The sequence below is a fragment of the Dactylosporangium sp. NPDC051485 genome, from assembly GCF_040682015.1.
Classification (GTDB): domain Bacteria; phylum Actinomycetota; class Actinomycetes; order Mycobacteriales; family Micromonosporaceae; genus Dactylosporangium.
In genome coordinates, this window is the sequence record NZ_JBFAZW010000021.1 from 69385 (window position 1) to 88499 (window position 19115).

A 19115-nucleotide genomic window follows, 5' to 3' on the forward strand; every position below is an offset into this window, starting at 1 on the left:
CCCTAACCAAACCCACCCACACCCGGCGCGGGGCCGGCCGCGAGGCGGCCTGAGCACCGATATGTAGCCGCGCGTAGTATCGCCGCCGTGGGGCGAATGGTGAGCAGCGTGAACGACTGGCTCGATCGGGACTCGACGCTGCGCGGCTCCGCGCTGGCGCTGCTGATCGCCAACATCGGCATCGTCTGCACCGGCGGGCTCGTGCGGCTCACCGGTTCCGGCCTGGGCTGCCCGACATGGCCCAGGTGCACCGACGAGTCCTACGTGACCACCGCGGCCATGGGCTACCACGGCGTCATCGAGTTCGGCAACCGCACGCTCACGTTCGTGCTCAGCGCGTTCGCCGTCGTGGCGCTCGCCGCGGCGTGGCGGCAGCGGCGCAAGGCCGGGACGGCGCTGCGCGGGGCGGTCTGGGTGCTCGCCGGCATCGCCGCGCAGGGGGTGCTCGGCGGCATCACGGTGCGGATGGCCCTCAACCCGTGGACGGTCGCGGCCCACTTCCTGCTCTCCATGGTGCTTATCGCCATCGCCGTGGTGTTCTGGCAGCGCACCCGGCCGGAGCCGCCGCGCTGGACGGCGCCACGGGCCATCCAGACGGCGGGGGTGCTCATCACCGCCGTGTCGGCGGCGACGCTCGTGCTCGGGACCGTGGTCACCGGCAGCGGGCCGCACTCCGGGGACACCCGGGCCAGCCGCACCGGCTTCGACCCCGAGGCGATGTCGCAGCTGCACGCCGACGTGGTGTTCGTGCTCGTCGGGCTCTCGATCGCGGTGTGGTTCGGGCTGCGGGCCCTCGGCGCGCCGCTGCGGGTCACCCGGGCGGCGGCGCTCCTCGTGCTCGCCGAGCTGGCCCAGGGGGTGGTGGGCTTCGTGCAGTACTTCAACGGCCTGCCCTGGCCCGTCGTGATCGCGCACATGCTGGGCGCCTGCCTGGTGTGGACGGCGACGATCAACCTGCTGCTGGCCGTCCGGCCGCGCCGGGTTCAGGCCGCGGAGCGCGACCACTCGCTGGCCAGCACCGCGTAGCGCAGGTCGTCGGTCCACTCTCCCTTGGCCCAGTAGCTCTGGATCTCGTGGCCCTCCAGGCGGAAGCCCAGCCGCAGCAGCAGGCGTGAGGAGGCAGCGTTGCGGCCGTCGACCGAGGCGTGCACGCGGTGCAGGCCCTCCTCGGCGAGCAGGTGGCCGACCACCCGGCGGACGGCCTCGGACGCGTAGCCGCCGCCCTGCAACCGCGGGGCCAGCGTGAAGCCGATCTCCGCCTGGCGCCCCTCGTCGTGGCGGTTCACCCCGATGTCGCCGATCAGGTGGCCGTCCAAGTCCATGGCGTACTGGAACCAGCCCTCGGCCCGCGGGTCCCGCCGCTGGAGGTCCGCGACGAAGGCCTCGGCCGCGGCCAGCGGGAAGGGCGCGTCCCAGCTCTGGTACCGCGCCACGTCCGGATCCGAACGGTAGGCGGCCAGCGCGGGGGCGTCATCGGCGCGGAAGCGGCGCAGGAGCAGGCGATCTGTCGTCAACACCAGCCGACTGTACGGCGAACGCCCCCGCCAGCAACGCCAGCGTCACGGCGGCGAAGACCCGCACCCCGAGCACGTGCAGGTGATCGGCGTAGTCGGCGCGCAGCTCCCCGATGACCAGCGCGCCGGCGACGCACACCGCCGCGGCCACGCCCCAGAAGCGGGCCGGGCGCCGGGCGACGGCGGGCGGCTCGCCGTGCCACCGCCGCAGGAGGTGGCTGCGCCCGACGTACCAGATGAGCAGCGGCATCAGCACCAGGCCCATGGCGTCGCTGACCCGGCGGACCGCCCACCACGCGGCCACCGGGCCCGGGTGCGTGACGAGGTCCCACAGCAGGTGGCTGATAGCGCCGAGCAGGGCCGACCAGGCGGTGACGTACCAGCGGTGGCGCACCCGGGCCAGCACCCCGTAGTCGCGCAGCCACCACGGCAGGTGCGCGGCGACCCCGGGCGCGCCCCGGCGGATCAGCCACGCCGTGGCGACCGCGGTCGGCAGGCACCACCACAGCAGGGCCGGAATCGTGTGACCGGGGATGCGCACCCCGATGCCGTCCAGGGCGTAGGCGTAGTCGGGCGCGCAGGCGCCGGTGGCCAGGGCGACGCCGTCGAACCAGCGGGGGCGCCAGAGCTTGAGCGGCAGGACGGCCAGCGGATGGGTCGGCAAGGTCGAGGGCACGGGGCGAATGCTGCCAGCGGCCGGCGCCGTCGCGGCTCACCTGCACCGGATCATCACGAAACTCGCACAGCATTGCCGAGTTGTAAATTCATCTGCACTTTCTGGAGCCCTGCATCATCGATGTGCGACCCTTCTTCGATGGGGCACACGGAACCGCTCATCATGCAGATCTACTGCCGCCTGGAAGTCGCGGTCACCGATCCGGAGGCCGTCGCGAAGCTCGCCGGACAGCAGCTACGCGAGGCCGACATCGACTGGTCACGGCGGGAGGAGGACCTCGAAGAGGCGGTCCACCAGCTCGAGTCCGACCTGACACAGGCATTGGCGTGTGTCATTGAACACGATCGCATGATCGAACATCTCCCGGGGGTCGAACCACGGGGCGGACTCGCATTCACGACATTCGGGAAGCCCGATGACCGATTCCGTCCGGGATTCACCGATTTCCTGTAGGCACACCGGCGCCGGCCCCGCGGGGCCGGCGCCGGTGCCCTTGTTCCGCCCCGCGAGTCCCCGATGCTCGGCAGGCTCGGCTCCCGGCCGCTCATCACCCCGGGGATCGCATATGACGGCCGGCCCGGACGGCCCTGGACTTCGTCGGGGCATCGATCCGGCCGTGGCACCGTTACGATCCGATTTATGGCAATGGTACGGCTGGAAGCCCGCGGCATAGCCAAGCGCTACGGCCGCAGGAGCGTCCTGAACGGCGTGGACCTGACGGTGCGCGCCGGACAGGTCGCGGCGGTCGTCGGGGCGAACGGCGCCGGCAAGTCCACGTTCCTCAAGATCTGCGCCGGGCTGGTCGGCCCCGACGAGGGCACCGTGACGATCGGCGGCACCGTCGGGTACTGCCCCCAGCAGGCCGGGCTGTTCCAGTTCCTGTGCCCGGACGAGCACTTCGAGCTCTTCGGCGCCGCGCGGGGCACGGGCCGGGCGGCGTCGCGCAGGGCCGGCCGGCGCATGGCGCGGATGCTGTCGTGGGACACGAGCGGCCCGGCCACGGCCCGGCACCTGTCCGGCGGGACCCAGCAGAAGCTGAACCTGGTGCTGGCCGCGCTCGGGGACCCGGACCTGATCCTGCTCGACGAGCCGTACCAGGGCTTCGACCGCGGCTCCTACACCGACTTCTGGGAGTGGGTGTTCCGCTGGCGCGAGGAGGGCCGCGCGGTCGTGGTGGTGACCCACATGCTCAACGTCCTGGACCGGGTCGACACGGTTCTGGACCTGACCCCCGTGGCGGTGTGAGATGCGCAAGACCCTCATCGTGGCCGAAATGGTGGCCCGCGACCTGCTGCGCCGCCGCGGCGCCCTCGCCCTGCTGGCCTTCGTGCCGCTCGCCTTCTACCTGGCCCGCCACGACGAGAAGGTGGGCCAGTCGATCCGGTTCGCCAGCCTCGGCCTGGCCTTCGCGGTGAGCGCCCTGGCCCTGTTCTCCGGCACCGCGGCCAAGGGCGCCGAGCCGCGGCTGCGCATCGGCGGCTACCGGCCCTGGCAGCTCTACACCGGGCGGCTGCTCGCCCTGATCGGCATCGGCCTGACCCTCGGCGCCGCCTACTGGGTCATCATCGCCGTCGACCAGGACCTGCGCCGGCCGGCCGCGGTCGGGCTGATGATCGCCGTGACGGTCGTGGTGGCGGCGCCGCTCGGGCTGCTCATCGGCGCCGTGGTGCCCCGCGACCTGGAGGGCACGCTGCTGCTCATCACGATGGTCGGCCTGCAGTTCCTCATGGACCCGGCCAAGAGCTCGGCCAAGCTGCTGCCGCTGTGGTCGAACCGGGAGATCGGCACCTACGCGATCGACCTCACCGACGCCGGCTACCTGCAGCGCGGCCTGGCCCACGGCGCGGCCTGCGCGCTGCTGCTGGTCGGCCTGACGGCGGCGCTGACGGCGGTCCGCCTGCGCCGCCGCCGGCACATGCGGCTCAGCCCAGCAGCTTGACCAGCAGGGGGGCCAGGGCGGCCGGGTCGACGTCGTGGGTCTGGCCGTCCAGCACCTCGAAGGCGGCCCCGGGCAGGGCGGCCGCGGTCTCCCGGGCGGCGTCGCGCAGCCACGCCGGGCTGGCCCCGCCGGCGACGACGACGGTCGGCACCACCACGGACGCGGTCACCTCGGGCCGCACCTTGCCCGGGGCGAGCGCGGCGTCGTCGTAGGCCAGGGTCGGGGCGATCGCCTCCAGGGTGGCGAAGGCCGGCGAGGCCCGGAACCCGGCGATCGCCTCGGCCGGCATGCCGACCCTGCCCATGAACAGCGCCACGGCGTCGCCGCGGCGGCCGGCGGCGAGCAGCTCGGCCAGCCGCGCCGAGTACGCCGGGTCGGGCCCGACGAACGGCGGCTCGTAGACGGCGAGCGCGGTGATGCCGGAGCCCTGCGCGGCGGCGGCCAGCCCGACCGCGCCCCCGGACGACATGGTGCAGAGGCGGGCCGACCCGCCCGCCGCCCGGACGACGGCCTGAAGATCCTCGACCTCCCGCCGGGGGTCGAACGGCGGCGTGTCGCCGCTCTCGCCCCGGCCGCGCCGGTCGTACGTGACCACGGTGAAGTGCTCCCGCAGCAGGGCGGCGAGCGGGCGCATCGGCCCGGCGGCGCGGTAGCACATGGCGCCGTCGACCAGGACCAGGACGGGACCGGCGCCGGTGCGCTCGTAGCCGATGGCGGTGCCGTCGGTCGAGGTGACGGTGGGCATGGGGCTCCTAACGGTCTCGGGTGAGGTCGGCCAGGTAGGCGTCGAAGCGGTCCAGGCTGGTGGCGAACCCGGCCCGGGCCTGGGCGGCGAGGAAGGCGGCCGGGACGTTGGTCTGGTGGGTGACGACCTCGGTACGGCCGTCGCCGAGGTCGACGAAGGTGATCTCGGTGCGCATGCCGCCCTCGACGCCGGGCTCGATCCAGACGAGCCGGCGCGGGCGGTCGATCTCGGCGTACACGGCCCGCATGGTGTGCGTGCCGCCGTCGCCGCCGACGATCGTGGTCTCGAAGGCGCCGCCGGGGCGCAGGTCGACGACGATGCCGTCGAGCGGGGTGGTGGTGCCGGCCGGGCCCCAGAAGTGGGTCAGGTGCTCGGGCCTGGTCATGCAGTCGAACAGCAGCTCGGGGCCGGCCTCGTGGATCCGGCTGAACGTGAGCTCACCCACCTCCGTCATGCGGCACCGCCCTGCAGGCGCTGCAGGTGGGCGGCCAGGCGGTCGTGGCGCTGCGCCCACACCTGCCGGTGCCGCTCGATCCAGCCGACCGCCTCGGCCAGGCGCTCGGGCTCCAGCGCGCACGGGCGCGACTGGGCGGCGCGGCCGCGCGAGATGAGCCGGGCGTTCTCCAGCACCTTGAGGTGCTTGGAGACCGCCTGCTGGGTCATCGCGAAGGGCTCGGCCAGCTGGTGCACGGTGGCCTCGCCCTCGGCGAGACGCTCCAGGATGGCCCGCCGGGTCGGGTCGGCCAGGGCCGCGAAGACGAGGCTCAGCTCGTCGGTGACAACCGCCATGCCCCGACCGTACCCACAACCGATCGCTTTAACAACCAACTGGTTGTCATTGCAGGGTGCGGGTGACCCCCTCGGCCTTCGCGTGCGCCCTGAGCGCCTCCGGGGTGGCGTTGGCGCACAGCACCACGGAGGCGCCCGCGGCCAGCGGGGCCAGCAGCCACTTCACCGGGTGCTCGTGCTCGGCGGCGTCGACCAGGAGCCGGTCCCCGGCCCGCAGCCCGAAGCGCTCCCCGAGCTCCGCGGCCAGGCCGCCCCACTCGCCGAAGGTCGTCCCGTCGACGCTGGCGGCATCGGTACTCCTGGTCCGCCCGAACGCCGGCACGTGCGCCGGGTGCGTGTCGAGGGCGGCGCGCAGGTCGCGGTACCCCTCGGGCGGATCCTCGGCGAAGCAGGAGAACCGGTGCTTGCCCTCGGGCACGTCCTCCAGCCACGAGCCGATGCGGTCGGCGGCGACGAGGGTCACGTCGAACGGCGCGTCCCCGCCGGGCTCCAGCGACGGCAGGCCGGCGGTCGCCTTGACCCGCAGCGACAGCGCGATCCCGGACGACCAGGCGCCGAGCAGGGCGGCGGCGGTGAGCCAGTGCGGCGGCAGGAGCACCGCGCCCCGGCTGCCGTCGCCCAGCCCGCACTCCTCGCGCAGCAGCCCGGCGACCCGCGCGGCCCACTCGCCGAGCGCGGTGGCGGACAGTTCGGTCCGCTCGCCGGTGGCGTCGTCGTAGTACGTCAGCAGCGGCGCGTCGGCCGCCTCCGGAAGGTTCGCCATGGCCCTACCGCATCACAACGGCGTTGCTGCGCGCCACCTCCGGGGCGTTCGGGGGCAGCGACTCGTACCGCTTCAGCACCGCGTGGACGACGAAGACGTAGGGCGCGCCGGAGGTGAGCCCGGTAACTGTGCTGCTGACCCGGGTGCAGCCCCGGGCCGGCGCCACCGTCTGCCAGGCCCACGGCGGCTGGCTGCCCATGTAGAGATGCTGGGGCACCGGGGCCAGCCGGTACTCCACGATCGCCGGATCGCCGATGTTCCACCAGCTGACCACGGCCGAGGTCGTGCCGGGCGTGACGTCGGCGCCGTTGACCACGCCCGGGCGCACCACGCCGGTGCAGTCGGCCGGCGTGGCGCCGCGCGTGACGGTGGCGCGGGCCCGGGTCGGCAACGGGGACATGGAGGCGATCGGGCCGCGGACCGCGCTGCCGGTGACGCCGGGCGACGGGCCGGCGTCGCCGCGCAGGTACACGGTCTTCTCCGGCAGGTTCACCACCTTGCCCGGACCCTTGCCGGTGGAGGTGTCGCCGGTGCCGTCGCCGAGGCCCGGGAGCATGCTGCAGCCCGCCACCCCGCAGGTCAGGGCGGCGGTCAGCACGAGAGCCGCGCCGATGCGCCGTTTCACCCCGTCCACATCGGCGCGCGGGGCCGCCACCTGAGCCGCAGGCGCCGCTCGACAGGCGGCCGGCGTGATCGGCGTGCTGGGTCGCTATCGGAGCCGCAGGTGCCGCTCGATGGCGTCCGACAGGCGGCCGGCCGAGCCCGGGGCGTGGCCGAGGAACAGCGACGGCTCGGTCAGCTCGACCTCGATGACGACGGGGCCCTCCGGGGACGGCAGCAGGTCGACCCGGGCGTAGAGCAGCTCCTCGGCCGGCGCCGGCAGCGCGGCGAGGACCTCCTTGGCCAGGGCCAGCTCGGCGGCGGAGGGCTCGCGCGGCGAGATGTTCTCGTTCTGGTACAGCTTCTCGGTGCCCTCGTAGGGTCCGGTGAGGATGGCGCCCTTGCGGATGGCGTGGCTGAACGTCCCGTGGAAGAACAGCAGCGCGGTCTCCCCGGCGGTGTCGACCCCGGCGAGGTACGGCTGGATCATCACCACCCGCCCGTCGGCCAGCAGGGTGCGCACGAGCTCGGCGGCCCGGTCGGCCTGGGTGGCGAGGTCGTAGCGCCCGGTGTCGATGCTGCCGCCGCTGACCGCCGGCTTCACCACGATCTCGCCGGTGCCCACCGGCCGCCACTGCTCGCCCGGCTCGACCCAGGCGGTGGGGACCACGGGGATGCCGGCGAAGGCGAGGTCGCGCAGGTAACGCTTGTCGGTGTTCCACTCGATCACGGCGGCCGCGTTGGCCAGCCGCGGCACCCCGCGGGCCCAGGCGACGAACTCCTCGCGGCGGCGGGCGTAGTCCCAGGTGTTGCGGATCACGGCGAGGTCGTAGGCGGACCAGTCCACGCCCGGGTCGGTCCAGGCGACCGGCTCGGCGGCGATCCCGCGCTCGGCGAGGGCCGGCACCAGCGCCCGGTCGTCCTCGTCGAGGTCGGGCAGGTCGGCACAGGTAACGAGAGCGACCCGGGCGGCGGCCCGGGTCGCGGTGGACGAAAAGGTCTGATCTTGGCTCACCCGGCGACGATACCGCCGGTGGTCCAGGTCGGTCCGGACGCCGCTCAGCGCGACAGCGTGCGGCGGCCCATCGAGCGCCACAGGTCGTTGCTCGGCCGCATCTGCTCCAGCAGCTCGCGCTCCCACCCGTTTTCGATCGTGACCCCGGCCTGCATGCAGGCGGAGCGGGCAATGTCCGTGCCATCGGCGAACTGGTCGCCCCAGACGCCGTCCTCGCCAACGAGCACGATGCGGGCACCGCGCCGGCCGACGTACTCGATGACCGCCTTGGCGCCGCCGTGGTCCTCCGCGAAGGACTTGATGCCGGTGATGAGGCTGCCCGGCACCGGGCGGCTCAGGGTCATCGTCGTATCTGAACCATCTGCCATGAGCGCCACACTAGAGGGACGTCAGGCCACGTGCGGGTGAACTGCGTCGCCGTTGTGACCGTTGTTACGAACAGGTTTACTGGCCCCCCGCGCCGATTCGCCCGGCCAAATCGGTCAATATCCGGATTTTCCTCACGCCGTCGCGGCGCTCACGGCGAGACGTTTGTCACTTCCGGTAAACCGGCGTGGATATGACAAAAAATTCGGGCGTTTCTGGGTGAAGTCCCGTTGAGACCGGCATTTCGGGCGGGGTTGGGGCCCTACTGGATGAGGGCGTCCACGGCCACGGCGATGAACAGCAGCGTGAGGTACGTGACCGACCAGTGGAACAGCCGCATGGGCTTCAGCGGCTCGTTGCGCCGGGCCCGGCCGTGCAGCCGGTGCGCCTCGACCAGCAGCAGCGCGCCGGTGACGACCGCGACGATGCCGTACAGCGGGGTCATCCCCATCGGCCAGAGCGCGACGGAGGCGCCGACGGTGAGCCAGCTGTACACCACCGTCTCGATCCCGACCCGGCGCATGCTCGCGACGACGGGCAGCATCGGGATGCCGGCCCGCGCGTAGTCGTCCTTGAACTTGATCGCCAGCGCGTAGAAATGCGGCGGCTGCCAGAGGAACACGACCGCGAACAGCATCCAGGCGGTCCACGACAGCCCGCCGGTGACCGCGGCCCAGCCGATCAGCACCGGGGCCGCCCCGCAGGCGCCGCCCCACACCGTGTTCTGCGGCGTGGTGCGCTTGAGCCACAGCGTGTAGACGAGGTCGTAGTAGGCGATGGCGCCGACGGTCAGCGCGGTGGCGAGCAGGTTGGTGAGCGTCGCCATGAGCACCGTGGAGACCGCGGCGAGGGTCAGCCCGAAGATCAGGGCGCTGCGCGGCGACACGGTGTGGGTGGCCAGGGGACGGCGCGACGTGCGCTTCATCAGCTGGTCGATGTCGCGGTCGATGTAGCAGTTGAGCGCGTTGGCCGCGCCGGCCGCGAGCGAGCCGCCGACCAGCACGACGAGGACCAGCCACAGCGAGGGCAGGCCGCGCGCGGCCAGGAACATCACCGGGACGGTGGTGATCAGCAGCAGCTCGATGATGCGCGGCTTGGTGAGCGAGACGTACGCCTTCACCACCGCGGCGAGACTCGCCCGCCGTCCGGCCGCCTCCGCCTGCTGAGCCCTGGCCAGGGCCGCCGCCGACGTGGGACGGACCGGCCCGGACCCGCGCTGATCTACGACTGCGTGGTCGACGAGCTGCGTCACGTCTGGAGTGCCACCTTCCGGCGTCGGCCGCGCCTGACGCCCGCCGGCCGGATCGTGCTGGCGGGCCGAGGTCGGGTGGAGCGTGCGGCGGAGCGAGGGTCCCGCCGAGACCAGCGGGCCTCCGCATCGTAGAACAGGATCGGCGCAGGTCGGACGGCACCCCCGGGCGGACGGGGCCCGGAGGCGCCGGTCCGGGCCGCGGGAACACCCCGGGAAAGGCGGCGCGCCCCGGATTTCGCGCACAGCTGAATCGATCAAGTTCGGCCCCGGCGCGCCCCTGGTGACTGGCCGGGGCGGATGCGGGTATCGACTACGGTTGCCGCCGGCAGCGTCGCCGATGTCCGAAACCTGGTCGACCGAGCGTGGCGCCACCCGTTGGTGGGTAGGGTCGACCTGATAACCCCTTCGAGGAAAACGCAACCTCCCCGTTCGACAGGAGCAGCACCGCCGTGAGCGATGAAGAGGTCAAGGGTCCCGAGCTGTCCTGGTCCGACGTCGACCGGCGTGCGGTCGACACGGTCCGGGTGCTGGCGATGGACGCCGTCGAGAAGGCCGGCAACGGACATCCCGGCACCGCGATGAGCCTGGCACCGGCCGCCTACCTTCTGTTCCAGAAGGTGATGCGCCACGATCCCACCGATCCGAACTGGCTCGGCCGGGACCGCTTCGTGCTCTCGTGCGGCCACTCCAGCCTGACGCTGTACATCCAGCTGTACCTGGCCGGCTACGGCCTGAGCCTCGACGACCTCAAGTCGCTGCGGCAGTGGAACTCCCTGACCCCGGGCCACCCCGAGCACGGCCACACCGCCGGCGTCGAGACCACCACCGGCCCGCTGGGCCAGGGCATCGGCAACGCGGTCGGCTTCGCGATGGCCGCCCGCCGCGAGCGGGGCCTGTTCGACCCGCAGCCGGCCGCCGGGGAGAGCCTCTTCGATCACGACGTGTACGTCCTGTGCTCGGACGGCGACATCGAGGAAGGCATCAGCCACGAGGTCAGCGCGCTGGCCGGGCACCAGAAGCTGGGCAACCTGACCGTCATCTACGACGACAACGAGATCTCGATCGAGGACGACACCCGGGTCGCCAAGAGCGAGGACGTGGCCGCGCGCTACGAGGCGTACGGCTTCCACGTGCAGGTCGTCGACTGGCGCAAGGGCCACGACGCCGGCGACGGCGTCTACACCGAGGACGTCCACGCGCTGTGGGACGCCATCCAGGCCGCCAAGGCCGTGACCGACAAGCCGTCGTTCATCGCGCTGCGCACCATCATCGGCTGGCCGGCGCCGAAGAAGCAGAACACCGGCAAGGTCCACGGCTCGGCCCTCGGCGCCGAGGAGATCGCCGCCACCAAGGAGATCCTGGGCTTCGACCCGGCGCAGTCCTTCGAGGTGACCGACGAGGTCCTCACGCACACCCGCGGCGCCATCGTGCGCGGCCGGGAGCTGCACACCGCGTGGGACGAGAGCTTCGCCGCCTGGCGCGAGGGCGCCGGCGAGCGGGCGGCGCTGCTGGACCGGCTGCTCGCGGGCGGGCTGCCCGACGCCTGGGAGAAGGCGCTGCCGGAGTTCCCGCCCAGCGAGAAGGGCGTGGCCACCCGCAAGGCGTCCGGCGACACGCTCGGCGCGCTCGCCGGGGTGCTGCCGGAGCTGTGGGGCGGCTCGGCCGACCTGGCCGAGAGCAACAACACCACGATGGAGGGCGAGCCCTCGTTCCTGCCGGCGGAGTTCGCCACCAAGACGTTCCCGGGCAACGAGTACGGCCGGACGCTGCACTTCGGCATCCGCGAGCACGGCATGGGCGCCATCCTCAACGGCATCAAGCTGCACGGCCCGACCCGCCCCTACGGCGGCACGTTCCTCGTCTTCTCCGACTACATGCGCCCCGCGGTGCGCCTGGCCGCGCTCATGCGGCAGCCGGTCGTCTACGTGTGGACGCACGACTCGATCGGCCTCGGCGAGGACGGCCCGACCCACCAGCCGATCGAGCACCTGTCGGCGCTGCGGGCGATCCCGAACCTCGCCGTGGTCCGCCCCGGCGACGCCAACGAGACCGCGCAGGCCTGGAAGGTGGCGCTGGAGCGCACGGACCAGCCGGTCGCGCTGGCCCTCACCCGGCAGAACCTGCCGACGCTGGACCGCACCGTCTACGCGCCGGCCGACAACGTGGCCAAGGGCGGCTACGTCCTTAAGGACGCCTCCGACGGGCAGCCGCAGGTGATCATCATCGCCACCGGCTCCGAGGTGCAGCTCGCGGTCAAGGCCCAGGAGCGCCTGGAGGCCGAGGGCATCCCGGCCCGCGTGGTGTCGATGCCGTGCCAGGAGTGGTTCGAGGAGCAGGACGCGGCCTACCGCCAGCAGGTGATCCCGACGGGCGTGAAGGCCCGGGTCAGCGTCGAGGCCGGCATCGCGATGTCCTGGCACAAGTACCTCGGCGACGCCGGCGTGCCGGTGAGCATCGAGCACTACGGCGCGAGCGCCCCCTACCAGGTGCTGTTCGAGCAGTTCGGCTTCACCGTCGAGCACGTCGTCGCGGCGGCGCACGCCTCCCTCGCCAAGGCCGGCGAGATCACCGGCAGCACTTCCGGCAACTGAGTACCAGAAGGAGACCGCGATGAGTTCCGATCGGCTGGCCGAACTCGCTGCCGCTGGCGTGGCGATCTGGCTCGACGACCTTTCCCGGCAGCGGCTGAGCGGCGGCGGGCTGGACAAGCTGCGCCGCGACCAGCACGTGGCCGGGGTCACCACCAACCCCACCATCTTCGCCAAGGCGGTCACCTCGGCCGAGGACTACGCCTCCCAGGTCAGCGACCTCGCCCTGCGCGAGACCTCGGTCGCCGAGGCGATGCGCTCGGTCATGGGCTACGACGTGCGCTGGGCCTGTGACGTGATGAAGCCCGCCGCCGACGCCAGCAAGGGCATCGACGGCCGGGTCTCGATCGAGGTCGACCCGGCGCTGGCCGGCGACACCGCCCGCACCGCCGCCGAGGCCAAGGCGCTGTGGTGGCTGGTGGACCGCGACAACCTCTTCATCAAGATCCCGGCGACCAGGGAGGGCCTGCCGGCCATCACGGCGACCCTGGCCGAGGGCATCAGCGTCAACGTCACGCTGATCTTCTCGCTGGAGCGCTACGAGGCCGTCATCGAGGCATTCTTCGCCGGCATCGAGCAGGCCAAGGCCAACGGGCACGACCTCACGAAGATCGCCTCGGTGGCGTCCTTCTTCGTGTCGCGGGTCGACACGGAGTACGACAAGCGCCTCGACAAGATCGGCACGGACGAGGCCAAGGCGCTGAAGGGCAAGGCGGCGATCGCCAACGCCAAGCTCGCCTACCAGCTCTACGAGCGGAAGTTCGCCGAGCCGCGCTGGCAGGTCCTGGCCGACGCGGGCGCGAACCCGCAGCGGCCGCTGTGGGCCTCGACCTCGACGAAGAACCCGGAGTACCGCGACGTGATCTACGTCGAGGAGCTCGTCGCGCCCGGCACGGTCAACACCATGCCCGAGTCGGTCATCCACGCGTTCGCCGACCACGGCGAGGTCCGCCTCGACGCCGTCACCGGCGGCTACGAGGAGGCCAAGCAGGTGATGGACGCGCTGGCCGCCCAGGGCATCGACTACGACGACGTCGTCGAGGTCCTCGAGCGCGAGGGCGTGGAGAAGTTCACCGTCAGCGGCAAGGAGATGATCGAGACGGTGCAGAAGGCGCTGGACTCCGCGGCCTGAGGTTTCACGGGTTCTCGACGCGCCCGCCACCCGCGGGCGCCAAGATGAGGGCATACAGGGGGTTTGGGTGTCTGAGCTGCTCGACGACGTGGTCGCGGCCGCCGGTCTCACGGTCTTCGGCGCCGCGCCCGTCGGCGATCGCACCCTGCTCCCCGCCTCACCCGCGCTGCCCGGCCCGGACCTGTCCGACCGGATCGAGGCCCTGCGTTCGCGGGGCCTCGACCGCGTCGCCCTCCTGGCGACCGGCGCGCCCGCCGCGGCGTCCCGGGCCATCGCCACCACCCTGGGCCTGTCGCTGCTCTCCCCGCAGCAGGCCCTGTCCCCGGAGTCGCTCGCGCGGACCGCCCTCGTGCTCGCCGGCGAGCCCGACCCCGAGATCGATGCCTACCTGCGGATGTTCGGCGCGTTCCTCGGCGACGAGCTGACCCGCCACCTGGTCGTCGTGGCCGCCCCCGGCTCCCCCTGGGCCGCGCTGGGCGCCGAGACCTTCCTGACCTCCGCGCCGCCCCACTCGGCCCTGAGCCCCTACTCCCTGGTGGCTCCCGGCCTGGCCGGCGCCGACATCGCCGCGCTGCTCGACCAGGCGCGGTCGCTGCTCGCCCCGTCCCTGGCCCCCGGCCGCCCGCACCCGATCGGCTTCGGCCCGGTCGGTCCCGTGCCCACGCCGCGCAGGTCGGAAGCTCCGGATCTCTCGCCCGGGCTGGCCCTCGGCGTGGCCGTCGGCGAGGCGGCCCGCAACGGGCGGAACAAGCTCGCCGTGGCCCCGGACGGCTCCGGCATCGACGGCCTCGGCGAGTGGCTCGAGTGGCTGTTCGCCGCCGTCGCGCCCCACGTCGTCCCGGTCGTCCTCGAGAACCCGTCCTCCTGGGGCCACGAGGGCCCGGACGTGCTCAGCGTGACCGTCGGCGGGGTGCTGGGCCGCAACCAGGTCCGCAGCCTCGCCCCCGACCTGTCCGTCAACGGCCCGCTCGGCGCGCAGCTGCTCGCCTGGGAGCAGGCCGCGCTCGTGGCCGGCGCGCTCGGCCCCGGACCCGCCCTCGTCGAGGGGGCGATCGAGGTGTACGGCGAGACGCGCGCCACGACCGTGATCGGCGCGGTCGACGAACTGATGCGTCGCGTGCCCGAAGGTGGGTACGTGGCGGTTGCCGCGCACCTCGACCGCGAGGCCGACGCCGCGGCGGCCGGTGTCCGCGACGCCCTCGCCGGGAGGGTGGCGCGGGCCGTCACGTTCGGCTGGGGGCCGCGCCCGCCGCTGCCCGGGCTCGGCGCGCTGATCCAGATCACCGCCGCGGGCGACGACGTGCCGGTGCCCGGCCGGCCCTACACGTTCGACCGGCTCCTGGCCGCCCAGGCGGCGGCGGAGGGGCGCGGGCCGCGGCTCCGGCTCCATCTGACCGACCGGGCAACCGGTATCGACCAACTGTTGGCCGCCCTCGGAGGGTGAGACTGATGACCAATCCGCTGCGGGACCCGCAGGACCGGCGACTGCCTCGGATTCCCGAGCCGTGCGCGCTGGTCATCTTCGGCGTCACCGGTGACCTGGCCCGCAAGAAGCTCATCCCGGCCGTATACGACCTGGCCAACCGGGGTCTGCTGCCGCCCAGCTTCGCGGTGCTCGGCTTCGCCCGGCGCGACTGGGGCGACGGCGACTTCGAGGACCTGGCCCGCAAGGCGGCCCAGAACGGCGCCCGCACCACGTGGCGGGAGGAGGTGTGGGCGCGCCTGGCCGGGAACATCAAGTTCGTGCCCGGCTCGTTCGAGGACGACCAGGCCTTCGACCACCTGGCGCAGACGCTCAGCGACCTGCACGACGAGTCCGGCATCCCGGGCAACGCGGCGTTCTACCTGTCGATCCCGCCGTCGGCCTTCCCGGTCGTGCTCAAGCAGCTCGAGCGGACCGGCATGTCGGACAACGCGAAGTCCGGCGGCTGGCGCCGGGTCGTGGTGGAGAAGCCGTTCGGCTACGACCTGTCCTCGGCCAAGCAGCTCAACGACCTCGTCGACGACGCCTTCACCGCCCGCGACGTCTTCCGCATCGACCACTACCTGGGCAAGGAAACCGTCCAGAACATCATGGCGCTGCGGTTCGCCAACAACCTGTTCGAGCCGGTGTGGAACTCCAACTACGTCGACTCGGTGCAGATCACCATGGCCGAGGACGTCGGCATCGGCACCCGCGCCGGGTTCTACGACACGGTCGGGACGGCCCGCGACGTACTGCAGAACCACCTGCTGCAACTGCTCGCCCTGGTGGCGATGGAGGAGCCGACGGCCTTCGACGCCGAGGCGATCCGCACCGAGAAGCTCAAGGTGCTCAACGCCATCAAGGTGCCGGCCGACGTGTCCACGCAGACGGTGCGGGGGCAGTACCTGACCGGCTGGGTGGCCGGCGAGCGGGTCCCCGGCTACATCGAGGAGAAGGACGTCCCGGCGGAGTCGAAGACGGAGACGTACGTGGCGGTGCGCCTGGGCATCCAGAACCGCCGCTGGGCCGGGGTGCCCTTCTACATCCGGGCCGGCAAGCGCCTGCCGCGGCGGGTGACCGAGCTCGCGGTGCTGTTCAAGAAGGCCCCGCACCTGCCGTTCCACGACGCCGACGTGGAGATGCTCGGCAACAACCAGCTGGTCATCCGGGTCCAGCCGGACGAGGGCGTGATGCTGAAGTTCGGCTCCAAGGTGCCGGGCACCACGATGGAGGTCCGCGACATCGCGATGGACTTCCAGTACGGCGAGGCGTTCACCGACGCGAGTCCGGAGGCGTACGAGCGGCTCATCCTCGACGTCCTCATCGGCGACAAGACGCTGTTCCCCGACTCGGCCGAGGTCGAGGCCAGCTGGAACGTGATCGACCCGCTCGAGGCGGCCTGGGCCGGTTCCACGCCCGAGCCGTACCGCGCGGGCGAGTGGGGGCCGCGGGCCGCCGACGAGATGCTGGCCCGCGAGGGCCGCGCCTGGCGCCGGGCGTAGGGCCAACAAGGGAGACATGGACATGATCGGTTTGTGGGACACCACCGGCATCGAGGTGGTCAAGGCCCTGGCCAACGAACGGCGCAGCGCCGGCGGCCTGACCAGCGGCCTGGCCCTGACCCTGATCGCGGCGGTCGACGAGCGCCAGGTCCGCGAGGCCGAGGCGGCCGCCACCATCGCCGCCTCCGCCCACCCGTGCCGGCTGCTCATCATCGTGCGGGCCGACGTGACGCAGCAGCGCTCGCGGCTCGACGCCGAGATCGTGGTCGGCGGCCGGCTGGGGCCGTGCGAGGCGGTCGTGATGCGCATGCAGGGCCGCCTGGCGCTGCACGCCGAGTCGGTGGTCATGCCGCTGCTCGCCCCGGACGTCCCGGTGGTGACCTGGTGGCAGTGCACCCCGCCGGAGCGCATCGCCTACGACCCGCTGGGCGTGGTGGCCGACCGGCGCATCACCGACAGCGCCCAGGCCGAGGACCCGGTCGCCGCGCTGCGCGTGCGCTCGGACGACTACGTGCCCGGCGACACCGACCTGGCGTGGTCGCGGATCACCCCGTGGCGCACCCTGCTGGCCGGCGCCTTCGACGCCAACCGGGTCGGCGTGCGGGCCGTCACCGTCGTGGCCCCCGAGCACGACCCGACCGCACTGCTGCTCGGCGGCTGGCTGGAGGCCCGCCTGGGCGTCCACCCGACCCGCCGCACCGGCTCCGGCAAGATCATGGAGGCGGTCGAGCTGCAGCTCGAGGACGGCAACGAGATGAAGCTGGTCCGCGACCTCAACGCGGGCGTCGCCACCCTGCAGCGCACCGGCCAGCCGGACCGCATCCTGCCGCTGACCCGCCGCCCGCTGGGCGACGAGCTGGCCGAGGAGCTGCGCCGGCTGGACCCGGACCAGCCGTACGCGGCCGCCCTGGCCGCCGGCACCGGCAAGCGCCGCCTCGCCGAGCACAGCGCCCCACGCGTGCACATCTGGAAGGACCCGGCCCTGGCCGAGCGCCCAGAGGCGGCCCCCGCGCCGGAGCCCGGTGCGCCCGTAGAGGAGCATGTGGCGTCGTGACCCAGAGCAAGGTGATCGTCCACACCGAGCCGCGCCTGCTGGCCGAGACCGCCGCCGCCCGCCTGATCGTCCGCCTGACGGACGCCCAGGCCGAACGCGGCGAGGCCACGGTCGTGCTGACCGGCGGCCGCATCGCCGCCCAGATCTACCAGGCCGTCCGCGACAGCCCGGCCCGCGACGCGGTCGACTGGACCCGGGTCAACCTGTGGTGGGGCGACGAGCGCTTCCTGCCGGCCGGCGACGACGAGCGCAACGAGACCCAGGCCCGCGCCGCCTTCCTGAACGCCCTGAAGCTCGACCCGACCCGCGTCCACCCGATGCCGCCCTCGGACGGCCCGGACGGCGACGACGCCGAGGCCGCCGCCGCCCGCTACGCCACCGAGCTGGCGCAGGCGGCCCGGCCGGGCTCGGCAGAGTTGCCGCACTTCGACGTGGTGCTGCTCGGCGTCGGCGAGGACGGCCACGTGGCCTCGGTGTTCCCGGAGCACCCGGTCACGTTCGAGACGCGCCCGGTCTCGGCGGTGCGGGGCAGCCCGAAGCCGCCCCCGGTCCGCACCACCCTGACCCTGCCCGCCATCAACACGGCCGACGAGGTCTGGCTGATCGCGTCGGGCGCGGGCAAGGCGAGCGCGGTGAGCCTGGCCCTGGCCGACGCGGGTCCGCGCCAGGTCCCGGCCGCGGGCGTGCACGGCCGCGACCTGACGCTGTGGCTGCTCGACTCGGCCGCCGCGCACGACCTGCCGCCGAAGTTCCGCAGCCTGGTCTGAGCGTTCTTTCTGGCTTTTCTGCTGTCGAGCCGGCTTTGCGCGGCGCCGTCGCCTCCGGGGGTCAGCGCCGCGCATCGATGGACGATATCCTCGATCCTCGATGCTGGCCTTCTCCCCTGCCGTCGTGGCCGTCACGCTGCTGGCCGCCGTCCTCCACGCGGTGTGGAACGCGGTCGCGCACCAAACGCCGGACCGGCTGGTCGGCTTCGCGCTGATCAACGTCGCCTCCACGGTCATCGGCGGGCTCGCCGTCGCCGTGCTGGGGCTCCCGCCGGCCGGCTCGTGGCCGTACATCGTCGGCTCGGCCCTGATCCACGTCGTCTACCAGCTGCTGCTGTGGGCCAGCTACGAGCTCGGCGACTTCAGCCAGGCCTACCCGGTCGCCCGCGGCACCGCGCCGTGGCTGGTCGCCATGCTGGAGATCGTGGTGCTGCACCGGGGCATGCCGGCGGTGCAGCTGATCGGCGTGCTCACGATCTCGGCCGGCCTGGTGAGCATGGCCCTCGACCGGGGCCGGCCGACCCGCGCCCGGCTGCCGGCGCTGGCCGCCGCGGTGGCGACCGGCGTCGCGATCGCCGCCTACACCGTCGTGGACGCCGCGGGAGTGCACGCCACGCCGGTGCTGCTCTACACCGCCTGGATGTTCTTCCTGCAAGGGCCGGTGCTCCCGCTCGTGGCGTGGGCCCGCCGCGGCCGCGAGCTGATCACCGAGGCGCGCAAGAGCGCCGCCGGCGGGCTGACGGGCGGCGTGCTCTCCCTGCTCGCCTATGGCCTGGTGCTCTGGGCCCAGACCAGCGGTGCGACCGCCGCCATTGCCGCGCTGCGCGAGACCAGCATCGTCATCGGCGCGATCATCGGCGTGGCGTTCCTCGGCGAGCGCCTGGGCCGGCGGCGCATCGCCGCGGCCGTCCTCGTGGCCGCCGGGATCGTCCTGATCAGCCTGTAGGC

The 19115-nt window shown here is 73.0% G+C and carries 21 protein-coding genes; 11 read left to right on the forward strand and 10 right to left on the reverse strand.

Features of this window, described 5'->3' with window-relative positions; genetic code table 11:
• Positions 1–108 precede the first annotated feature (108 nt).
• A complete protein-coding gene (locus AB0M46_RS14850; RefSeq protein ID WP_363336098.1) occupies positions 109–1026 on the forward strand; it encodes a COX15/CtaA family protein in 918 nt (305 codons plus the stop codon).
• On the opposite strand, the gene AB0M46_RS14855 is transcribed toward AB0M46_RS14850, so the two are convergent.
• Positions 984–1517: a GNAT family N-acetyltransferase gene (locus AB0M46_RS14855; protein ID WP_363336100.1), complete on the reverse strand. Its 534-nt coding sequence runs from the start codon at positions 1515–1517 to the stop codon at positions 984–986. The genes AB0M46_RS14850 and AB0M46_RS14855 overlap by 43 nt on opposite strands.
• Positions 1471–2190, reverse strand: a complete 720-nt coding sequence (locus AB0M46_RS14860; RefSeq protein WP_363336102.1) for a DUF4184 family protein — start codon at positions 2188–2190, stop codon at positions 1471–1473. The genes AB0M46_RS14855 and AB0M46_RS14860 overlap by 47 nt, the downstream gene beginning before the upstream one ends.
• A 138-nt stretch (positions 2191–2328) precedes the next feature.
• Here AB0M46_RS14860 and AB0M46_RS14865 point away from each other — a divergent pair, with 138 nt between their 5' ends.
• The 3 genes from AB0M46_RS14865 to AB0M46_RS14875 all read left to right on the forward strand — a co-directional run bounded on the left by AB0M46_RS14865 (position 2329) and on the right by AB0M46_RS14875 (position 4129).
• Positions 2329–2643, forward strand: coding sequence for a hypothetical protein (locus AB0M46_RS14865; protein ID WP_363336104.1), 315 nt, complete (start codon positions 2329–2331; stop codon positions 2641–2643).
• 186 nt (positions 2644–2829) lie between these two features.
• On the forward strand, positions 2830–3435 hold the full coding sequence (locus AB0M46_RS14870) for an ATP-binding cassette domain-containing protein (RefSeq protein ID WP_363336106.1): 606 nt from the start codon (positions 2830–2832) through the stop codon (positions 3433–3435).
• Between the two features lies 1 nt (position 3436).
• On the forward strand, positions 3437–4129 hold the full coding sequence (locus AB0M46_RS14875) for a hypothetical protein (protein WP_363336108.1): 693 nt from the start codon (positions 3437–3439) through the stop codon (positions 4127–4129).
• On the opposite strand, the gene AB0M46_RS14880 is transcribed toward AB0M46_RS14875, so the two are convergent.
• The 8 genes from AB0M46_RS14880 to AB0M46_RS14915 form a co-directional block, all read right to left on the reverse strand.
• On the reverse strand, positions 4113–4874 hold the full coding sequence (locus AB0M46_RS14880) for an alpha/beta fold hydrolase (RefSeq protein WP_363336110.1): 762 nt from the start codon (positions 4872–4874) through the stop codon (positions 4113–4115). The two genes, AB0M46_RS14875 and AB0M46_RS14880, sit on opposite strands and share 17 nt — an antisense overlap.
• Before the next feature lie 7 nt (positions 4875–4881).
• Positions 4882–5328 (reverse strand): SRPBCC domain-containing protein, encoded by a 447-nt coding sequence (locus AB0M46_RS14885; protein ID WP_363336112.1) that lies wholly within the window; start codon positions 5326–5328, stop codon positions 4882–4884.
• A complete protein-coding gene (locus AB0M46_RS14890; protein WP_363336114.1) occupies positions 5325–5663 on the reverse strand; it encodes a metalloregulator ArsR/SmtB family transcription factor in 339 nt (112 codons plus the stop codon). Before AB0M46_RS14890 ends, AB0M46_RS14885 begins: the two co-directional genes overlap by 4 nt.
• 46 nt (positions 5664–5709) lie before the next feature.
• The gene (locus tag AB0M46_RS14895) at positions 5710–6426 is read right to left on the reverse strand and encodes a TIGR03089 family protein (protein WP_363336116.1); all 717 of its coding nucleotides are present in this window, start codon (positions 6424–6426) and stop codon (positions 5710–5712) included.
• Positions 6427–6430: 4 nt separating this feature from the next.
• Positions 6431–7051 (reverse strand): hypothetical protein, encoded by a 621-nt coding sequence (locus AB0M46_RS14900; RefSeq protein WP_363336118.1) that lies wholly within the window; start codon positions 7049–7051, stop codon positions 6431–6433.
• An 84-nt stretch (positions 7052–7135) separates the two neighbouring features.
• Positions 7136–8041, reverse strand: a complete 906-nt coding sequence (locus tag AB0M46_RS14905; RefSeq protein ID WP_363336120.1) for a hypothetical protein — start codon at positions 8039–8041, stop codon at positions 7136–7138.
• A gap of 44 nt (positions 8042–8085) precedes the next feature.
• A complete protein-coding gene (locus AB0M46_RS14910) occupies positions 8086–8409 on the reverse strand; it encodes a hypothetical protein (RefSeq protein WP_363336121.1) in 324 nt (107 codons plus the stop codon).
• A gap of 260 nt (positions 8410–8669) precedes the next feature.
• A complete protein-coding gene (locus AB0M46_RS14915; protein WP_363336188.1) occupies positions 8670–9584 on the reverse strand; it encodes a heme o synthase in 915 nt (304 codons plus the stop codon).
• A 524-nt stretch (positions 9585–10108) separates the two neighbouring features.
• Between AB0M46_RS14915 and tkt the strand changes: the two genes are divergently transcribed.
• The 7 genes from tkt (at position 10109) to AB0M46_RS14950 (ending at position 19113) form a co-directional block, all read left to right on the forward strand.
• Positions 10109–12250, forward strand: coding sequence for a transketolase (gene tkt, locus AB0M46_RS14920; protein ID WP_363336123.1), 2142 nt, complete (start codon positions 10109–10111; stop codon positions 12248–12250).
• Positions 12251–12269: 19 nt separating this feature from the next.
• Entirely contained in the window at positions 12270–13379 is a 1110-nt protein-coding gene (gene tal, locus AB0M46_RS14925) for a transaldolase (RefSeq protein ID WP_363336125.1), read from the forward strand.
• A 67-nt stretch (positions 13380–13446) separates the two neighbouring features.
• Entirely contained in the window at positions 13447–14823 is a 1377-nt protein-coding gene (locus AB0M46_RS14930) for a hypothetical protein (RefSeq protein WP_363336127.1), read from the forward strand.
• Between the two features lie 5 nt (positions 14824–14828).
• Positions 14829–16346 (forward strand): glucose-6-phosphate dehydrogenase, encoded by a 1518-nt coding sequence (zwf, locus tag AB0M46_RS14935; RefSeq protein WP_363336129.1) that lies wholly within the window; start codon positions 14829–14831, stop codon positions 16344–16346.
• Between the two features lie 22 nt (positions 16347–16368).
• A complete protein-coding gene (locus AB0M46_RS14940; RefSeq protein WP_363336131.1) occupies positions 16369–17400 on the forward strand; it encodes a glucose-6-phosphate dehydrogenase assembly protein OpcA in 1032 nt (343 codons plus the stop codon).
• On the forward strand, positions 17397–18167 hold the full coding sequence (gene pgl / locus AB0M46_RS14945) for a 6-phosphogluconolactonase (protein ID WP_363336133.1): 771 nt from the start codon (positions 17397–17399) through the stop codon (positions 18165–18167). The genes AB0M46_RS14940 and pgl overlap by 4 nt, the downstream gene beginning before the upstream one ends.
• Positions 18168–18267: 100 nt before the next feature.
• A complete protein-coding gene (locus AB0M46_RS14950) occupies positions 18268–19113 on the forward strand; it encodes a DMT family transporter (protein WP_363336135.1) in 846 nt (281 codons plus the stop codon).
• The last annotated feature ends 2 nt before the right edge of the window (positions 19114–19115 follow it).

Coding starts and splice junctions, on each gene's coding strand:
- AB0M46_RS14875 (WP_363336108.1), top strand. CDS start 3,437: ATGCGCAAGACCCTCATCGTGGCCGAAATGGTGGCCCGCGACCTGCTG.
- AB0M46_RS14870 (WP_363336106.1), top strand. CDS start 2,830: ATGGCAATGGTACGGCTGGAAGCCCGCGGCATAGCCAAGCGCTACGGC.
- AB0M46_RS14865 (WP_363336104.1), top strand. CDS start 2,329: ATGGGGCACACGGAACCGCTCATCATGCAGATCTACTGCCGCCTGGAA.
- AB0M46_RS14910 (WP_363336121.1), bottom strand. CDS start 8,409: ATGGCAGATGGTTCAGATACGACGATGACCCTGAGCCGCCCGGTGCCG.
- AB0M46_RS14890 (WP_363336114.1), bottom strand. CDS start 5,663: ATGGCGGTTGTCACCGACGAGCTGAGCCTCGTCTTCGCGGCCCTGGCC.
- AB0M46_RS14885 (WP_363336112.1), bottom strand. CDS start 5,328: ATGACGGAGGTGGGTGAGCTCACGTTCAGCCGGATCCACGAGGCCGGC.
- AB0M46_RS14895 (WP_363336116.1), bottom strand. CDS start 6,426: ATGGCGAACCTTCCGGAGGCGGCCGACGCGCCGCTGCTGACGTACTAC.
- AB0M46_RS14950 (WP_363336135.1), top strand. CDS start 18,268: ATGCTGGCCTTCTCCCCTGCCGTCGTGGCCGTCACGCTGCTGGCCGCC.
- tal (WP_363336125.1), top strand. CDS start 12,270: ATGAGTTCCGATCGGCTGGCCGAACTCGCTGCCGCTGGCGTGGCGATC.
- AB0M46_RS14880 (WP_363336110.1), bottom strand. CDS start 4,874: ATGCCCACCGTCACCTCGACCGACGGCACCGCCATCGGCTACGAGCGC.
- zwf (WP_363336129.1), top strand. CDS start 14,829: ATGACCAATCCGCTGCGGGACCCGCAGGACCGGCGACTGCCTCGGATT.
- AB0M46_RS14940 (WP_363336131.1), top strand. CDS start 16,369: ATGATCGGTTTGTGGGACACCACCGGCATCGAGGTGGTCAAGGCCCTG.